Origin of the sequence: Actinoplanes sp. G11-F43 (assembly GCF_050589265.1) — a bacterium.
Lineage (GTDB): Bacteria > Actinomycetota > Actinomycetes > Mycobacteriales > Micromonosporaceae > Actinoplanes.
The window spans coordinates 285,312-301,073 of sequence record NZ_JBNZCE010000015.1; the positions used below are offsets into that span (position 1 = coordinate 285,312).

15 protein-coding genes are annotated in these 15,762 nt (G+C 71.2%); 4 read left to right on the forward strand and 11 right to left on the reverse strand.

All coding sequences use genetic code 11. The features are described from left to right. Nucleotide 1 precedes the first annotated feature (1 nt). From ACQ0O7_RS17870 to nfi, 10 genes are all read right to left on the reverse strand, one after another. A complete protein-coding gene (locus tag ACQ0O7_RS17870; protein ID WP_430783223.1) occupies nt 2-1,819 on the reverse strand; it encodes an LpqB family beta-propeller domain-containing protein in 1,818 nt (605 codons plus the stop codon). Between the two features lie 2 nt (nt 1,820-1,821). After that, nucleotides 1,822-3,471, reverse strand: a complete 1,650-nt coding sequence (mtrB, locus tag ACQ0O7_RS17875) for an MtrAB system histidine kinase MtrB (protein WP_430783224.1) — start codon at nt 3,469-3,471, stop codon at nt 1,822-1,824. A gap of 29 nt (nt 3,472-3,500) precedes the next feature. Further along, complete coding sequence (gene mtrA / locus ACQ0O7_RS17880; protein WP_014688036.1) at nt 3,501-4,190, reverse strand: MtrAB system response regulator MtrA; 690 nt, start codon at nt 4,188-4,190, stop codon at nt 3,501-3,503. A gap of 154 nt (nt 4,191-4,344) precedes the next feature. Continuing rightward, entirely contained in the window at nt 4,345-4,548 is a 204-nt protein-coding gene (locus ACQ0O7_RS17885; protein WP_430783225.1) for a DUF397 domain-containing protein, read from the reverse strand. 51 nt (nt 4,549-4,599) lie between these two features. Next, nucleotides 4,600-5,448, reverse strand: a complete 849-nt coding sequence (locus tag ACQ0O7_RS17890; protein WP_430783226.1) for a helix-turn-helix domain-containing protein — start codon at nt 5,446-5,448, stop codon at nt 4,600-4,602. Nucleotides 5,449-6,001: 553 nt separating this feature from the next. Then, nucleotides 6,002-7,180, reverse strand: coding sequence for a mannose-6-phosphate isomerase, class I (gene manA / locus ACQ0O7_RS17895; protein ID WP_430783227.1), 1,179 nt, complete (start codon nt 7,178-7,180; stop codon nt 6,002-6,004). 96 nt (nt 7,181-7,276) lie between these two features. Next, a complete protein-coding gene (locus ACQ0O7_RS17900; protein ID WP_430783228.1) occupies nt 7,277-8,500 on the reverse strand; it encodes an SIS domain-containing protein in 1,224 nt (407 codons plus the stop codon). Next, nucleotides 8,500-8,739, reverse strand: a complete 240-nt coding sequence (locus tag ACQ0O7_RS17905; RefSeq protein ID WP_430783229.1) for a Trm112 family protein — start codon at nt 8,737-8,739, stop codon at nt 8,500-8,502. Before ACQ0O7_RS17905 ends, ACQ0O7_RS17900 begins: the two co-directional genes overlap by 1 nt. 43 nt (nt 8,740-8,782) lie before the next feature. Beyond that, nucleotides 8,783-10,162, reverse strand: a complete 1,380-nt coding sequence (locus ACQ0O7_RS17910; protein ID WP_430783230.1) for a phosphomannomutase/phosphoglucomutase — start codon at nt 10,160-10,162, stop codon at nt 8,783-8,785. Nucleotides 10,163-10,247: 85 nt separating this feature from the next. Continuing rightward, nucleotides 10,248-10,901 carry a deoxyribonuclease V gene (gene nfi, locus ACQ0O7_RS17915; protein WP_430783231.1) on the reverse strand — a complete coding sequence of 218 codons (654 nt, stop codon included), beginning with the start codon at nt 10,899-10,901 and terminating at the stop codon, nt 10,248-10,250. 69 nt (nt 10,902-10,970) lie between these two features. Here nfi and ACQ0O7_RS17920 point away from each other — a divergent pair, with 69 nt between their 5' ends. The 4 genes from ACQ0O7_RS17920 to ACQ0O7_RS17935 all read left to right on the forward strand — a co-directional run bounded on the left by ACQ0O7_RS17920 (nt 10,971) and on the right by ACQ0O7_RS17935 (nt 15,226). Further along, on the forward strand, nt 10,971-12,224 hold the full coding sequence (locus ACQ0O7_RS17920; protein WP_430783232.1) for a GAF domain-containing protein: 1,254 nt from the start codon (nt 10,971-10,973) through the stop codon (nt 12,222-12,224). A 32-nt stretch (nt 12,225-12,256) separates the two neighbouring features. Continuing rightward, a complete protein-coding gene (exaC, locus tag ACQ0O7_RS17925; RefSeq protein ID WP_430783233.1) occupies nt 12,257-13,780 on the forward strand; it encodes an acetaldehyde dehydrogenase ExaC in 1,524 nt (507 codons plus the stop codon). Between the two features lie 62 nt (nt 13,781-13,842). Continuing rightward, nucleotides 13,843-14,217 carry a DUF779 domain-containing protein gene (locus ACQ0O7_RS17930; RefSeq protein WP_430783234.1) on the forward strand — a complete coding sequence of 125 codons (375 nt, stop codon included), beginning with the start codon at nt 13,843-13,845 and terminating at the stop codon, nt 14,215-14,217. Between the two features lie 157 nt (nt 14,218-14,374). After that, a complete protein-coding gene (locus ACQ0O7_RS17935; protein ID WP_430783235.1) occupies nt 14,375-15,226 on the forward strand; it encodes a polysaccharide deacetylase family protein in 852 nt (283 codons plus the stop codon). Between the two features lie 73 nt (nt 15,227-15,299). Here ACQ0O7_RS17935 and ACQ0O7_RS17940 read toward each other — a convergent pair whose 3' ends face one another. Next, nucleotides 15,300-15,662 carry a DUF3499 domain-containing protein gene (locus tag ACQ0O7_RS17940; RefSeq protein WP_430783236.1) on the reverse strand — a complete coding sequence of 121 codons (363 nt, stop codon included), beginning with the start codon at nt 15,660-15,662 and terminating at the stop codon, nt 15,300-15,302. Between the last annotated feature and the right edge of the window lie 100 nt (nt 15,663-15,762).

A 15,762-nucleotide genomic window follows, 5' to 3' on the forward strand; every position in this document is an offset into this window, starting at 1 on the left:
CTCAGTTCAGGAACAGCGGCGCGGACGGCACCAGACCGTCCCGCTGCTGCCCGGCCGGCCCGGCCAGGTCGGCCGCGGTGATCTCGACGTTGGTGGACAGCGCCTCCCAGGCGTCGGTGCCCGTGGAGTAGAGCACCGAACCGCCGTTCGGCCGGCTGGACGACGGGTTCGCCGGATAGGACGTCACGTAGTCCACCGACCTCTTGCCGATGTCCGACAGCACCGGCAGCTGCAACGCCCCGTCGATCGACACGTTCATGATCGCGACACGGCCGTTGTCGTAGCGCTCGCCGCCCACGGTGAGCCAGCCCTCGCCGCTGAAGTCGACGGCGGTGACCGTCTTGAACGGCGGGTCGAGCTGCTGGGTGCCGGTCAGGGCCAGCCCGTCACCGCTGATGGTGAGCACCGCCCGGTAGAGCCGGCCGCCGACGACGAGGGCCACCCGGTGCCCGTCCGGCGCGACCGTGACCGAGCTGATCTGCCCGCCCTCGCCCGGCCAGGCCACCTGCTGGGCCGGGCCGCCCTGGGCGCGGAACCGCCACAGGTTGCCGCCCGCGATGACCAGCCCGACCGCGCCGTCGACCCGGTTGTCCGGGGTGATCGCCCAGACCGGGTAGCCGATCCCGGCGGGCAGCCCGGTGACCTCCCGCAGCGCGATCGTCTCGCCGCCCGGCGCGCCGCCCACCCGGAGCCGCTCGGACTTGCCGGAGCCGGTGACCAGCGCGGCGTACATCAGCGTCCCGGACATGCTCAGCGCGGCCCGGGAGACGTCCTTGTTGTCGTCGGTGGAGAGCCCGGGGACGGTGTCGAGCGTCCCCCGGTCCGAATCGGGCACCCGCCGCTCGGCCAGCCGGCGGATGGTGCGGTCGTAGATCACGTACCGGTCGGGGGTGCTGACCAGACGGTTCGCCGGGTTGCTGTCCAGGTAGTCGACACCGGAGTAGCGGCGGGGCTCCTGGTGGCCGATCTTCAGGTCCAGGAACTCCGGCAGCAGGCGGCGCAGCGACCACTGCAGCTGGATCCGCAGCCGTTCCATCGCCGCCTCGGCGTCCTTGGTCGGCACGGCCTGCGCGCTCAGCGCGATCTCCAGCTGGTCGTTGCGGATCGCGGGCACGTTGCCCTGCAGTTTCGTCCCGTCCGGCAGGGCCTCGACGGCGTCCTCCAGCCACGTGGCCGGGCCGTTGATCAGCCAGCCCAGGATGATCGTCGGCTCCTGCTCGTCCGGCACGTCACTGAGCAGGTAGCGCACGTCCGGCACCAGGGCGGTGTGCTCGGTGTTCCAGAAGTAGATGGTCCGCTCTTCGTAGAAGTCGTCCAGCGCGGTGTCGGTGAGCAGCAGGAACGGCGGGGCGCTGGTCACGTACAGCCCGTCCCCGGTGACCTCGGCGATGGTCATCTCGTACTGACCCTCGGTGGTCTCGGTGGCCGGGTCCAGCGAGCCGTTCTTGGCCAGCGTGCCGATCAGCTCGTAGTAGATCGTCACCTGGTCCTGGTTGATCAGCGGATCGTCGGTCAGGCGGATCACCCGGGGCTGGGCCGGGGCGTTGAACTCGGTCCGCGCGGACGCCGACATGTACTCCCGGACCCGCTCCAGCGCGCCCTCGGCGTCGCCGGCCGCCGCCCGCAGGTAGTTGTTGACGAACAGCTGACGGTCGCTCGTCGAGTCGCGGGTGACCCGGGCCCGGGAGCTGCCGTCGCCGGAGGAGGTGCCGGTGGACGGGCCGGGCCCCAGCTCGGTCACCCCCGACTGGTCCGGGATGCCGCAGCCACCCAGCAGCAGCACGACCATGGTGACGCCGGCCAGCGAACGACGGAGCATCCTCAGCTCACCTCCGCGGTGCGGTCCCGGGGGATCAGCGGCAGCGGCGCGGCGACCAGCCGGTCACCGGCGCGCACCGGCAGTGTCAGACGGAACTGGGCGCCCTCGCCGGGCGAACCCCAGGCCTCCAGCCAGCCGCCGTGCAGCCGGGCGTCCTCGACGCTGATGGACAGGCCGAGGCCGGTCCCGCCGGTCTGCCGGGCCCGGGACGGGTCGGCCCGCCAGAACCGGTTGAACACCAGGCGCTCCTCGCCCGGTTTCAGCCCGATGCCGTGGTCGCGGACGGTGATCGCCACCGCCGCGCCGTCGGTCGCCATGGTGATCTGCACCGGCCGGGCCTCACCGTGCTCGACCGCGTTGCCGACCAGGTTACGCAGCACCCGCTCGACCCGCCGCGGATCGACCTCGGCGATCACCGGGGTGTCCGGCAGGTTCAGCTCCAGGGTGACCCCGACCCGGTCGGCGAGGCCGGTGAGCCGCTCGGCGACCCGTTCCACTATCGGCACCAGGTCGCTGTGCTCGGCGTCCAGGGCGGCGAACCCGGCGTCGAACCGGCTGATCTCCAGCAGGTCGGTGAGCAGCTCCTCGAACCGGTCCAGCTCGGCCTGCAGCAACTCGGCGCTGCGGGCCACCGCCGGATCGAACTCGTCGCGCTCGGAGAAGATCAGATCCGCCGCCATCCGTACGGTCGTCAACGGCGTCCGCAGCTCGTGCGACACGTCCGAGGTGAACCGCCGTTGCAGGCGCGACATCTCCTCCAGCCGGACGATCTGGCGCTGCAGGTTGGCGGCCATCTGGTTGAACGCGGCGGCCAGCAGGGCCAGGTCGTCCTCGCCGTCGACCTTCATCCGCTGGTCGAGCAGGCCGGCCGAGAGCCGCTGGGCGGTCCGCGCGGCGACCCGGACCGGGGTCACCACCAGCCGGGTGACCAGACCGGCCACCACCCCGAGCAGGATCACCAGGGCCAGGCCGGTGGCCAGCACGGTGGCCCGGATCAGGTTGGCGTCCTGGTCCTCACTGGTCAGCGGAACCATGTAGTACAGCTCGACGTGCCCGAACTTGGTCGGCACCGGGGAGCCGTACACCAGATACTTCGCGGTCTGGCCGTTGATCTCGGCGGTGCGGATCTGCCGGTTCAGGCCACCCCGGTCGCCGGAGACCGCGCTGATCATCTCCGGGGTGATCAGGTCACTGGTGTCGTTCTTCGGGACGGTGACCGCCGCGAGGTCCGGGTGGTGCTCGGCCCGGATCGAGATGATGGCGGTGCCGCGGACCGCGTTCTCCCCGTCGAACAGGTCGTTGACCACGTCGACGAGCGCGCTGGGCAACTCCGGGTCACGGGCCTGCGGGTAGAGGGTGAGCTGCTTGAGGGCGTACTCCACCTTCTTGGCCATGGCGGCCGAGGCGTCCTCCTCGGCCCGGCTCAGCAGGATCTCCGCGCTGCGGTCGGCGATGAAGCCGCCGAACGTGCCGACCAGCAGGCTGGAGGCGAGCAGGGTGAGGGTCACCACCCGCAGTTGCAGCGAGCGGCGCCAGGCCCGGCGGACCGGCGCCGAGTATCGCGTCAGGTGCCGGGCGAGGACACGCCAGTAGCGCCGCACCGGTCGGAGGGCACGGCGCACGGGCATGGGGAGCCAGGAGGGAGCACGCATCTCGCGGCAAGGTTAGCCGCTCCGGCGGCCTAGCCGGTGCCCGCCTTGTAGCCGACACCACGGACCGTCAGGATGATCTCCGGTCGCTCCGGGTCCGGTTCGATCTTGGCGCGCAGCCGCTGGACGTGCACGTTGACCAGACGGGTGTCGGCGGCGTGCCGGTACCCCCAGACCTGCTCCAGCAGCACCTCGCGGGTGAACACCTGACGCGGCTTGCGGGCCAGCGCGACGAGCAGGTCGAACTCCAGCGGGGTGAGCTTGACCTCCTCACCGTCGCGGGAGACGGTGTGCGCCGGCACGTCGATGGTGATCTGGTTGCCGGGCGGGCCGATGGTCAGCATCTCCGGCGCGGCGTCCTCGCCCCGCCGCAGCCGGGCCCGCATCCGGGCCACCAGTTCCTTCGGCTTGAACGGCTTGACCACGTAGTCGTCGGCGCCGGACTCCAGGCCCAGCACCACGTCGACGGTGTCGCTCTTGGCGGTCAGCATGACGATCGGGATCCCCGACTCGGCCCGGATCGCCCGCGCCACGTCGATGCCGCTCATCCCCGGCAGCATCAGGTCGAGCAGGACGATGTCCGGCCGGTTCTCCCGGAAGGCGGCCAGGGCGCGTTCACCGTCCGCCACGAACGAAGGCAGGAAACCCTCACTGCGCAGGACGATGCCGAGCATCTCGGCCAAAGCGGGATCGTCGTCGACGACCAGTACCCGGGCTCTCATGCGGTCCAATATTGCACTGTCATACCCGTCCTCGGGTTACCTGGGGGCCGATCTTGTCGGGGAGCCTACCCCCGAACAGCGGAAACAGCCCCCGCCGAGGGACGGGAGAACGGGCGGCCCCGGTCCGGGACCGCCCGTGGCGCGTAGCGCAGGATCACGCGCCGGGCCGGTCGAACTCCCCGGAACGGACGCCGGCGATGAAACCGGCCCAGTCTCCGTTGCCGAAGGTCAGCACCGGGCCGGTGACGTCCTTCGAGTCACGCACCAGCACCGCTGCCGGCACCTCGGCGACTTCGACACAGTGCCCGGCAGCGCCACTGCGACTGCTCTTGCGCCAGGTCAGCATGGTGTCCTGCATGATCGTCTCCTTCACGTGGAATGCACTTCCATTGAAACCACGGGGAGCGGATCACCGAGGCAGACGTTCCCTCGTCTCAGCGATGACCGTTCGGCTGTCTTCTGGCGACAAAGAGCGTTCCTGCAGGTCATCGAAGGCGTCTTGATAAACGTCGATCTCCTCCGGCTTCACCCTGAAGAGGCCGCCGGTCAGCCCTTCGATGTGCACCACCGGATTGCGGGTGCCGGCCGCGAACTCCAGCACCATGAACGACTCGCTCAGCCCGGCGTGCGCGCCCGCCTCGAACGGCAGGACGGTCAGCTCCACACCGGGCCGGCTGCTCGCCTCGAACAGCCGGCCGAGCTGCCGGCGCTGCACGTCCGGGCCGCCGATCTGGCGCAGCAGCACCCCCTCGTCGAGGACGATCCGCAGGATCGGCGGGGGCACCCGGGTCAGCGTCGACTGCCGGGCCATCCGCAGGGCGAGCCGGCGCTGGATGATCGCCGAGTCGTCGATGTCGGCGCCGGTCTCGATCACCGCGCGGGCGTACTCGTCGGTCTGCAGCAGCCCGGGGACGATCTGGGTCTCCCACTCCGAGATCCGCACCGCCTCGGCCTCCAGCGCGAGGTATTCGTCGTACGGATCCGGCACCGACGACCGGTACGGCGTCCACCAGGCCCGGGCCCTGCCTCGCCGGGCCAGGTCGCGCAGCCGCCCGCGGTCCTCGACCGCGACGCCGTAGAGGGTGAGCAGCCGGTCCAGGTCGGGCTCGGTGATCCCGGTGTGCGCCGTCTCGATCCGGCTGAGTTTCGACTCCGACCAGCCGAGAGCCGTCGCCACGTCGACCGCGCGGCGCTCACCGCGGAGCCGGCGCAGTTCGCCCCCGAGCTCCCGGCGTGCTGTCGACGTCGGCCTCGCCACGAGGCCCACCCTATCGACGCGGCGGGCCCTCATTGCAAGTTGCACAGGTGCCGATGCACTTGCAAGGCCTCGACCGGTGGAATCCATCAAAACAAGGGAACCCGCGATGGTGTACGCCCGGGGATAGCGAACGGGGCGACAGGCCTGAGCCCGCCGCCCCGTTCATCCCCCCGGTTTGGTACCGCGCGCGTCCGTGGGACCCCCCGATCACCAATGACGCTGCGTGCTCTTAGATTCACACTCCGCAACCACTATGTCAAGCAATTTCCAGAAATTTCGGATCTTTGCCTTCGATCCGCACCGCTCGAAGGACCCTCGCCCACCACCTGACGGACAGCACCCACCGGCATCGGGCGCCCCACCATTGACGGCAGCCGGCGGAAAGCACCCGGGTGCACCGTTCGAGAAATCGGCGAAGTCCACTGAATACACACTGTGGACACCACTGTTTCCGCAGCTCAGAAGGGCTTCGCAGAAAAGACTCCGCCGGGCCGGCCCGATTCGGGCCGGCCCGGCGGAAGCCGTTTTCGAAAATGGCGCGGATTCCCCGCGACTACGACGCGGCCCCGGGCACCGACGCCACGAACACCCGCCCGGTGCCGGCCACCTTGATCGCCCCGGCACCGGCCGGCACGTAGGCCGCCGTCCCGGGCGCCAGCTCGACCGGTGTGCCGTCCTCACTCTGCCCGGCGAAGACCGTCCCGGCCGCGCACAGCACGATCCGCGGCCCGCCGGCCGGCACCTCGATCGGCGGGCGGGTGCCGTCCAGCTCGATCCGGTGCAGCGCGAAGTCCGGCACCGGGACGTGCCACGTGTCCACCCCGGGGGCCACCGGGACGGCCGGCAGCAGCGGCTCGTCCAGCACCTCGAACCGCAGCACCCGCAACAGCTCGTCCACGTCCACCCGCTTCGGGGTGAGGCCGCCGCGGAGCACGTTGTCGCTGGCCGCCATCAGCTCCACGCCGAGCCCGTCCAGGTAGGCGTGCAGGTTGCCGGCCGGCATCCAGATCGCCTCGCCGGGCGCCAGCCGGACCAGGTTGAGCAGCAGCGCCACCAGCACGCCGGGGTCGCCCGGGTAGTGCGCGGCCAGCCGGACCGCGAGCTGGTGCGACTCGTCGCCGGGCAGCGCGGCGGTCACCACCTCGGCGATCAGCGCGTCCCGGTCCTCGGCCGGCCAGGTGAGCAGCAGGCGGACCGCCGCGCCGATGTCGCCGGCCCGCAGCACGTCCACCACCGGGTCCAGACGGGGCAGCCCGAATCCGGCGATCACGGTGGCGGCGGTGGCCGGGTCCCGGAAGCCGCAGAGCGCCTCGAACGGGGTGAGCGCCACCAGCATCTCCGGCTTGTGGTGGGCGTCGGTGTAGTTCTTCGGCAGGGCCGGGTCGGCCTCCTGCCGGGCGTAGGCGTCCCGGGCGTACTCGGCGTCCGGGTGGGCCTGCAGGGACAGCGGGGCGCCGGCGGCCAGGACCTTCATCAGGTACGGCAGGCGGGGCCCGAAGGTCTTCGCGGTGGCCGGGCCGAGTTGACCGTCCGGGTCGTCGGCGATCAGCCGGGTCAGCTCGACCGGGCCGTCCGGACCGGGCACGGTGGACGGGTCGCCGGGATGCGCCCCGAGCCACAGCTCCGCCTCCGGCCCCTCGGCGGGGGTGGGGCGGCCTTGGAGTTCGGCGATCGCGGTCCGCGACCCCCAGGCGTACGGCCGGATGACTCCGGTCAGCGGATACACGGTCATACCCGGCAAATTATCAGGCGATCATGCACCAGCCGGTTTCGCCGCCGAACCGGGCGGAAAAAGGCGCCGGAGATCACCGGCGCCTCTCCCCCGGTCCTACTGAAGGCCGTCCGGCAGCGGGTTGGACAGTTCCTTCATCTCGCTGATCGCCGGCACCGCCATCGGGTCCAGGCCGTGCGCCAGCGCCAGGTAGAGCGACGCGTAGTCGGGCACCGCGACCAGCGAGGCCAGCCGCTCCAGCGTCGAGCCGCCCTCCGCGGTCAGCACGTCGCAACGCACCCCGCGCCGCTCGGCGAGCGTCTGCACCGCGTCGGCCCGGCGCTCCTCCACGGCCACCGGCTCGTCCGCGTCGTCCTCCGGATTGAGACCACCGTCACGGAAGACCACCAGCCGCAGCCGGGTCGGCTTCTGCTCGTCCTCCTCCGGGTCGGCGAAGATGTCCCGGGTGCCCTCGGCCAGACCGCCGAAGACGCCGTCCAGCAGGCCCACCCGGCCCCGGCCGGCCTCGCCCAGGGCGCCGGCCATCACCGGATAGCGCGCGTTCGAGGCCAGGGTGTCGGCGAAGCGCCGGGCGGCCACCGTCGCCAGCGGGGACGACCCCCAGACGATCGGCACCGATCCGGCCAGCCCGAGGGCCAGCTCCTTCGCCGGGTTGACGAACGAGTCGGCGCCCGGCCGGCAGCGCTCGGCGTCGGCGTCGAGCCGGGTGGCGGTCTCGGCGACGTCCGCCTCGGCCAGTTTCGCGATGCCCAGCGCCCGGCCGGCGAAGAGCACCGGGATGGTCAGGCCCCAGAGCGTGGCCCGGGCCGGGGCCCGGCGGGGCACCCCGATGAACGGGGCGCGGGCCCGCTCGGCCAGCGCCTCCAGCTCGGAGCCGGGGTTGCCGATGGCGACCAGCCGGGCGCCGCGACGGTGCGCGGCCTCGGCCGCGGCCAGCGCCTCCGGGCTGCGGCCGGACGCGGAGACCGCGATCACCACGTCGGCCGCGCCGACCCAGCCGGGCACGCCGGCGCTGCGGTGGCCGATGATCGGCACCGGGCAGCGCGGACCGGCGACCGTGGACAGGATGCTGCCGGTCAGGCCGGCGGTGCCGATGCCGGCCACCACCACGGCGCGCGGGCGGCCCTCGTCGGCCAGCATGCTCAGGTCGACCTCGGCGGACAGCGCCGCCGACTCGCGCACCTGGGCGCCGGCCGAGGCGGTGGCCCGCAGCATGCCGCCCGGGTCGTTGCCGAGCATCGACTTCTCGTCGTTGAGCAACGACTCGTCGGCGACGCGGTGGCCGTTGACCCCGGGGGATCCGCTCAGTGGGCTGACCATCAGTTCTTCTCCTCCTCCGCGTCCGCGGAACCCATCGCCGTGGGCTCCCCGGGCGTGGCGCCCCCGGTCGCCGGCTCCCGGGCCTCGTCCAGGAGCAGGATCGGGATGTCGTCCCGGACCTCGAAGATCCGGCCGCACTCGGTGCACGTCAGCGTCTGCGCGCCGGCGTCGTAATCGAGGGGCGCGTGATGCGTGTCCGGGCAGGCCAGAATCTCCAGCAACTGCTGATCGAGCGCCACCGACGTACTCCTAATCGCCGCGAGAACTTGGGTCGTGGCGATCCTATCCGCGAACGATCGCGAGCACCTCGTCCCGCAGTTTCGCCATGCGGTCGGGGTCCGGGGCCTCCACGTTGAGACGCAGCAGCGGCTCCGTGTTGGACGCCCGCAGATTGAACCAGGCACCGTCGCCGACCTGGAAGGTCATGCCGTCCAGATCGTCCACCGCGGCGTCCGGGAACGCGGCCCGCACCTCGGCGATCTTCGCGCCCGCGTCGGCCACCGTGGAATTGATCTCACCGGAGGCGGTGTACCGCTCGTACTCGGCGGCGAACTCGGACAGCGGCAGATCCTGGCCACCGAACGCGGCCAGCACGTGCATCGCGGCGAGCATGCCGGTGTCGGCGAACCAGAAGTCGCGGAAGTAGTAGTGCGCCGAGTGCTCGCCGCCGAAGACCGCGTTGGTGGCGGCCATCTCGGCCTTGATGAACGAGTGGCCGACCCGGCTGCGGACCGGCTTCCCGCCGTTCTCGGTGATGATCTCCGGCACCGCGGCCGAGGTGATCAGGTTGTGGATGATCGTGCTGCCCGGGAATTTGGCCAGCTCACGGGCGGCGACCAGCGCGGTGATCGCGGACGGCGAGACCGGGTCACCCTTCTCGTCGATCACGAAGCAGCGGTCGGCGTCGCCGTCGAAGGCGAGCCCGATGTCGGCGCCCTGCTCCCGGACCGCCTGCTGCAGATCGACCAGGTTCTTCGGGTCGAGCGGGTTGGCCTCGTGGTTGGGGAACGATCCGTCCAGCTCGAAGAAGAGCGGCACGATGGTCAGCGGCAGGGCCGGCAGCACCTGGTCACCGAGCACGGCCGGGACGGTGTAGCCGCCCATGCCGTTGCCGGCGTCCACGATGACCTTGAGCGGGCGGATGCCGGAGAGGTCGACGAGCGAGCGCAGGTGGGCCGCGTAGTCGGCGAGCAGGTCCCGGGTCTCCACCCGGGACGGGCCGTCGGCCTCCGCGTTCAGGTCGGCGAGCAGCTGCTGGGCGCGCTGCCGGACGATGACCAGGCCGCTGTCCTGGCCGACCGGGCGGGCGCCGCCACGGCAGAGCTTGATCCCGTTGTACTGCGCGGGGTTGTGGCTGGCGGTGAACATCGCGCCGGGCAGGTTCAGCGAGCCGGAGGCGTAGTAGAGCTGGTCGGTCGAGGCGAGACCGATGTTGATCACCGCGCAGCCGGCCGCGTTGACCCCGCGGGCGAACGCGGCGACCAGGCCGGGCCCGGACTCGCGCATGTCGTGGCCGATCACGATCTGGTCCGGCTCGTCGCCGGACTCCCGCAACATCTCGACGAACGCCGTGCCGATCGCCCGGGCCACCGTCTCGTTGAACTGGTCCGGGACGGTCCCCCGCACGTCGTACGCCTTGATGATCTGCGACAGATCAGACACTGCTCACCCCTCAGGAAAAGTCCCCTTTGGCCCGAGGGTATCGGAGCACCTCGCGCCCCACGGTTTTAACCGCGCGGCCGGGCGGTTAACTCAGAAGATCGCGACAGGCACGGTCCGCGGCCCGCGTCGTCTCGGGCAGCCGGTAGCGCGGAGCCAGCCGCAACGTGAGCGCGCAGGCCCGCTCCAGGCCGATCCGGTGCCCCACCGAGACGAAGACCGGTTTGACCCCCGATTGGGTACGCACCACCGCGCCGACCGTCTCCCCCGCGTCGATCAGCGCCGACCGTGCGCCGCGCGGCTCGCCGACCGGATCCCAGTCTCCCACCAGCCGGGTCTTCCCGACGCCGAACGACGGCAGGTCGGTGAGCACGCCCAGATGGGCGGCGAGGCCGAAGCGGCGCGGGTGGGCCAGCCCGTGCCCGTCGCAGATCAGCACCTCGGGCCGGACGGTCAGCCGGTCCAGCGCGTCCATCAGCGCGGGCACCTCGCGGAAGGCGAACAGGCCCGGCACGTACGGGAAAGCGGGCCGGCCCTTGACCACGGCGGTGTCGGCGATCGTGAGGTCGGCGGTGTTGAGCACCACCACCGCGGCGGCCAGCCGCTGATCGTCCGGGGAGTAGGCGACGTCCAGCCCGGCGACGGTGGCGGGGGCTTCGGGCCCGGGTTCGTCGATCACCCGGGACCGCAGGCGGTCCTGCTCGGCGAGGGCTTCTTCTTCGGTACGGGGCCAGGGCTGCACGGATCGAAGAGTAGGGACTGTTGTCACCTGGCGTGACGCGGGTCACGATGGGGCCAGGAGGTGCTGCCGGTGAACCCGTGGCTTGCCCTGACTCCCGGAGACGATCCCGCCGAACGGATCCGGCAGATCGGCCGCGCCCATGAGCGGTTCCTGGCCGGCGAGCCGCACCCGGACCGGATGCGCACGGTGGTCGCCGACTCGTGGGCGCGGTCCGCCGCGTTCATCGGCGCCGACCACACCGCCCCGATCGACCTGGCCGACGACGACCTGGAGGCGTACCGGTCGGCGCACCCGCTGGCCCGGGTCATGCCGATCTTCCGGGATCTGCTCGGCGGGCTGGCCGAGGACGGCGACCACATGATGGCGGTCTGCGACGAGCACGGCCGGCTGCTCTGGGTGGAGGGCCACCCGGCCACCCTGCGTGGGGCCGCCTCGATGAACTTCGTGCCCGGCGCCCGCTGGGACGAGGCGCACGCCGGGACGAACGCGCCGGGCACCGCGCTCGCCGTCGACCACGCGCTGCAGATCTTCGCGACCGAGCATTTCAGCCACCCGGTGCAGCGGTGGACCTGCGCGGCGGCGCCGGTGCACGACCCGGGCACCGGCCGCCTGCTCGGGGCGATCGACGTGACCGGCGGCGATCACCTGGCCAACCCGCACAGCCTGGCCCTGGTGCGGGCCACCGCGCTGGCGGCGGAGGCGTACCTGCGCACGGTCGAACCGGTCGCCCGCGGACCGCATGTCGCGGCGCTCGGCCGGGACGAGGCACGCCTCGCGGTGGACGGCCGGCAGGTGCGGCTCGGCCGCCGGCACTCCGAGCTGCTGGCCCTGCTCACCGTGCATCCGGAGGGGCGCACCGGCGATCAGCTGGGTGTCGAGCTGTACGGCGACGACGTCAACCCGGTGACGATCCGGGCCGAACTGTCCCGCCTGCGCCGCTTCCTCGGCCCGGAGCTGCTCGACTCGCGGCCCTATCGGCTGCGCACCGCGCTGGAGACCGATTTCGGCACGGTGCTGCGGCTGCTGGACGGCGGGCGGGTCACCGAGGCGCTGGCCGCCTACGCCGGCCCGCTGCTGCCCGCCTCGGACGCGCCGGGCATCGTCCGGCTGCGCCGCTCGCTGGATCACCGGCTGCGCACCGCGCTCCTGATCTCCGGTGACCGGCGGCTGTTGCAGACCTGGCTGAACAGCCCGTGGGGTGGCGACGACCTGGACCTGTGGGAGGCGTACGCGACGCTGGCCCCGGCCGACTCGGTCGCCGCCCGCCGGGTGGCCACCCTGACCCACGAATACGCGTGCAACGTTGCTGCAACGTGCACGTAACTAAGGTCCCGCCGAAAAGGGAGGCGAGACCTGTGACCATTTACACCCCGCCCGGTTCCGACGGCGCGATCGTCAGCTACCAGTCCCGCTACGACCACTACATCGGCGGCGAGTACGTCCCGCCGGTCAAGGGCCGATATTTCACCAACCCGTCCCCGGTGACCGGTCAGGTCTTCACCGAGGTCGCCCGGGGCACCGCCGAGGACGTGGAGAAGGCCCTGGACGCCGCGCACGCCGCCGCCCCCGGCTGGGGCCGCACCTCGCCCGCCGAACGCGCGAACATCCTCAACCGGATCGCCGACCGGATGGAACAGAACCTGGAGAAGCTGGCCGTCGCCGAGGCGTGGGAGAACGGCAAACCGGTCCGGGAGACACTCGCGGCCGACATCCCGCTCGCCATCGACCACTTCCGGTACTTCGCCGGCGCCATCCGGGCCCAGGAGGGCAGCGCCGGTGAGCTGGACGAGGACACCGTCGCCTACCACTTCCACGAGCCGCTCGGCGTGGTCGCGCAGATCATCCCGTGGAACTTCCCGATCCTGATGGCGGTCTGGAAACTCGCCCCGGCGCTGGCCGCCGGCAACGCGGTGGTGCTCAAGCCGGCCGAGCAGACGCCGGCGTCGATCCACTACCTGATGTCGCTGATCGGCGACCTGATCCCGGCCGGGGTGCTGAACATCGTCAACGGCTTCGGGGTGGAGGCGGGCAAGCCGCTGGCCAGCTCGAACCGGGTGGCCAAGGTGGCGTTCACCGGCGAGACCACCACCGGCCGGCTGATCATGCAGTACGCCTCGGAGAACCTGATCCCGGTCACCCTGGAACTCGGCGGCAAGAGCCCGAACATCTTCTTCGAGGACGTGTCCCGGGCCGACGACGACTTCTTCGACAAGGCCCTGGAGGGCTTCGCGATGTTCGCCCTCAACCAGGGCGAGGTGTGCACCTGCCCGTCCCGGGCGCTGATCCAGCAGAGCCACTACTCGGACTTCCTGGCCGCCGGGGTGAAGCGGGTGGAGAACCTGAAGCAGGGCAACCCGCTGGACACCGACACCCAGGTCGGCGCGCAGGCCTCCAACGACCAGCTGGAGAAGATCCTGTCGTACCTCGACATCGGCCGGCAGGAGGGCGCGCGGGCCCTGGCCGGCGGCGCCAAGGCGGAGATGCCCGGTGATCTGGCCGGCGGCTACTACGTGCAGCCGACGATCTTCGAGGGCCGCAACGGCATGCGGATCTTCCAGGAGGAGATCTTCGGGCCGGTGGTCGCGGTCACCCCGTTCGGTGACTTCGACGACGCGATCAAAATCGCCAACCACACGTTGTACGGGCTGGGCGCCGGCGTCTGGACGCGGGACGGCAACCAGGCGTACCGCGCCGGGCGGGCGATCAAGGCCGGCCGGGTGTGGACCAACTGCTACCACCTCTACCCGGCACACGCCGCGTTCGGTGGTTACAAGCAGTCCGGCATCGGCCGGGAGAACCACCGGATGATGCTCGACCACTACCAGCAGACCAAGAATTTGCTGGTCAGCTACTCCCCGAAGGCGATGGGCTTCTTCTAGGCCATGACTGATCTCGATTGCCATGCCCTCCCGGCCCTCGCTTCGCTGCGGTGCGGTCGGCCATGGCGGTGACCAGGGTCGATGTGACTCCCGCGGCCGCCGATCTGATGCGGCAGCTGCGGGAGCGGCACGGGCCGTTGATGTTCCACCAGTCCGGCGGCTGCTGTGACGGCAGTTCGCCGATGTGCTACCTGGAGGGTGAGTTCCGTACCGGGCAGTCGGACGTGCTCTTGCAGTCTCTGGCGATCGAGGGGGTGCCGGAGCCCATCACGTTCTGGATGTCGGCCGCGCAGTTCGAACTCTGGAAGCACACGCACCTGACGGTGGACGTGGTCCCCGGCCGCGGCTCCGGCTTCTCGCTGGAGGCGCCCGAGGGCGTTCGATTCCTCATCCGTTCACGCCTGCTCACCTCATCTGAGCTGGCCGAACTCGGGTAGACCGGGTGGGGGCCGCGCGGCCCCCACCCGGTTAGACCTTTCGGACATTTACCCTCATGAGCCCACCCTATCGGCCGATCACGATCCGTGACGGCCAGACTGGGACTGGTCCGCCGGCACTATCGTCGGCGGTTCGTCACCGACCTGGGGAGGTCTTGTGTCTGGGCTGTCGCACACCCGGAGAGCCGTCGCGGTCAGCGCTCTGCTGCTGCTCATGACGAGTCTCGTCGGCCAGGCGACCGCCGCCACGATCACCGCCCAGCCGGCACCGGGAGCCGGGGTGACCGCGCCGCACTCGCTGATGCCCAGCGCTCCCGCACCATCCCCGTCCGGACGCGAGGGCCGGACCGAGAGCACCCGGGTGGACAAGCCGATCAAGCTGGTCAAGCCGAAGGGCCGGACCGGGCCGGCCGGCAGCGTGCTGCTCACCGGCAACAAGGGGGTCGCCCTCACCTTCGACGACGGGCCCGACCCCACCAACACGCCGAAGCTGCTCAAGATGCTCGCCAAGGAGCAGGTGAAGGCGACGTTCTGCCTGGTCGGCACCCAGGCGCGGCGGCATCCGGACCTGGTCGAGGCGATCGCCAAGGATGGGCACAGCTTCTGCAACCACTCCTGGAACCACGACCTCAAGCTCGGTAAACGGCCGAAGAGTGCGATCCGCGCCGACCTGGCCCGCACCAACGCCGCGATCCGCGCCGTCGTCCCGGACGCGAAGATCCGCTACATGCGGGCGCCGGGCGGCAACTTCACCCCGTCACTGGTGAAGGTCTCCGCCGAGCTGGGCATGCACTCGATCTACTGGAAGGTCGACCCGCGTGACTGGGAGCACAAGACCGGCGAGTCGTCGGCCGATCATCGCAAGCGCATCGTCCGGATCGTGAAGAAGCACACCAGGCCCGGCGCGATCATCCTCTCCCACGACTACAACCAGCCGGACACCATCGCGGCGTACCGCACCCTGCTGCCCTGGCTCCGGCACCGGTTCGACCTGGTCGCCCTGACCTGAACACGCGTGTGGTGATTCGTGGCTCGATGCGAGCCACGAATGGCCACCCGATCGGGGATCGCCGGCCGGGAGGTCAGTGCGGCGGCGGAATCACCCTCAGATGGCCCCGGCGGCCGGTCTGGTGGCCCTGGTGGTGATCCGTCTCGTCCGGCCGGGGTGGGGCGGGACGGGCGGCCTCACGGACGGCCTCGGCGAGAGCCACCAGGTCGTCGGGGGTGGGGGGTGGCGGCGCGAAGTCGCCGTCGTGACGCACGAGCTCCCAGCCCCGGGGGGCGGTCAGGCTGCGGGCATGCGTCTCGCACAGGTCGTACGTGTGCGGTTCGGCGAACGCGGCGAGCGGGCCGACCACCGCCGTCGAATCGCCATAGACGTAGGTCAGGGTGGCGACCGCCTGTCGGGGACAGCCGTTCCGGGAGCAGCGCCGTGGTGACCTCACGGCGGCAACTTATCTCCCCGTTCGCGATTCTGGGTCGTGTTGGCCCCGCGACACGCCGACGCATACCGCGTCACGATTCGGCGATGGTCGTTAGACACGC

What these genes read in the sequence shown, in the direction of transcription:
- ACQ0O7_RS17870 (WP_430783223.1), bottom strand. Translation starts at nt 1,819, where the DNA reads ATGCTCCGTCGTTCGCTGGCCGGCGTCACCATGGTCGTGCTGCTGCTG.
- mtrB (WP_430783224.1), bottom strand. Translation starts at nt 3,471, where the DNA reads ATGCGTGCTCCCTCCTGGCTCCCCATGCCCGTGCGCCGTGCCCTCCGA.
- mtrA (WP_014688036.1), bottom strand. Translation starts at nt 4,190, where the DNA reads ATGAGAGCCCGGGTACTGGTCGTCGACGACGATCCCGCTTTGGCCGAG.
- ACQ0O7_RS17885 (WP_430783225.1), bottom strand. Translation starts at nt 4,548, where the DNA reads ATGCAGGACACCATGCTGACCTGGCGCAAGAGCAGTCGCAGTGGCGCT.
- manA (WP_430783227.1), bottom strand. Translation starts at nt 7,180, where the DNA reads ATGACCGTGTATCCGCTGACCGGAGTCATCCGGCCGTACGCCTGGGGG.
- ACQ0O7_RS17900 (WP_430783228.1), bottom strand. Translation starts at nt 8,500, where the DNA reads ATGGTCAGCCCACTGAGCGGATCCCCCGGGGTCAACGGCCACCGCGTC.
- ACQ0O7_RS17930 (WP_430783234.1), top strand. Translation starts at nt 13,843, where the DNA reads ATGGCGGTGACCAGGGTCGATGTGACTCCCGCGGCCGCCGATCTGATG.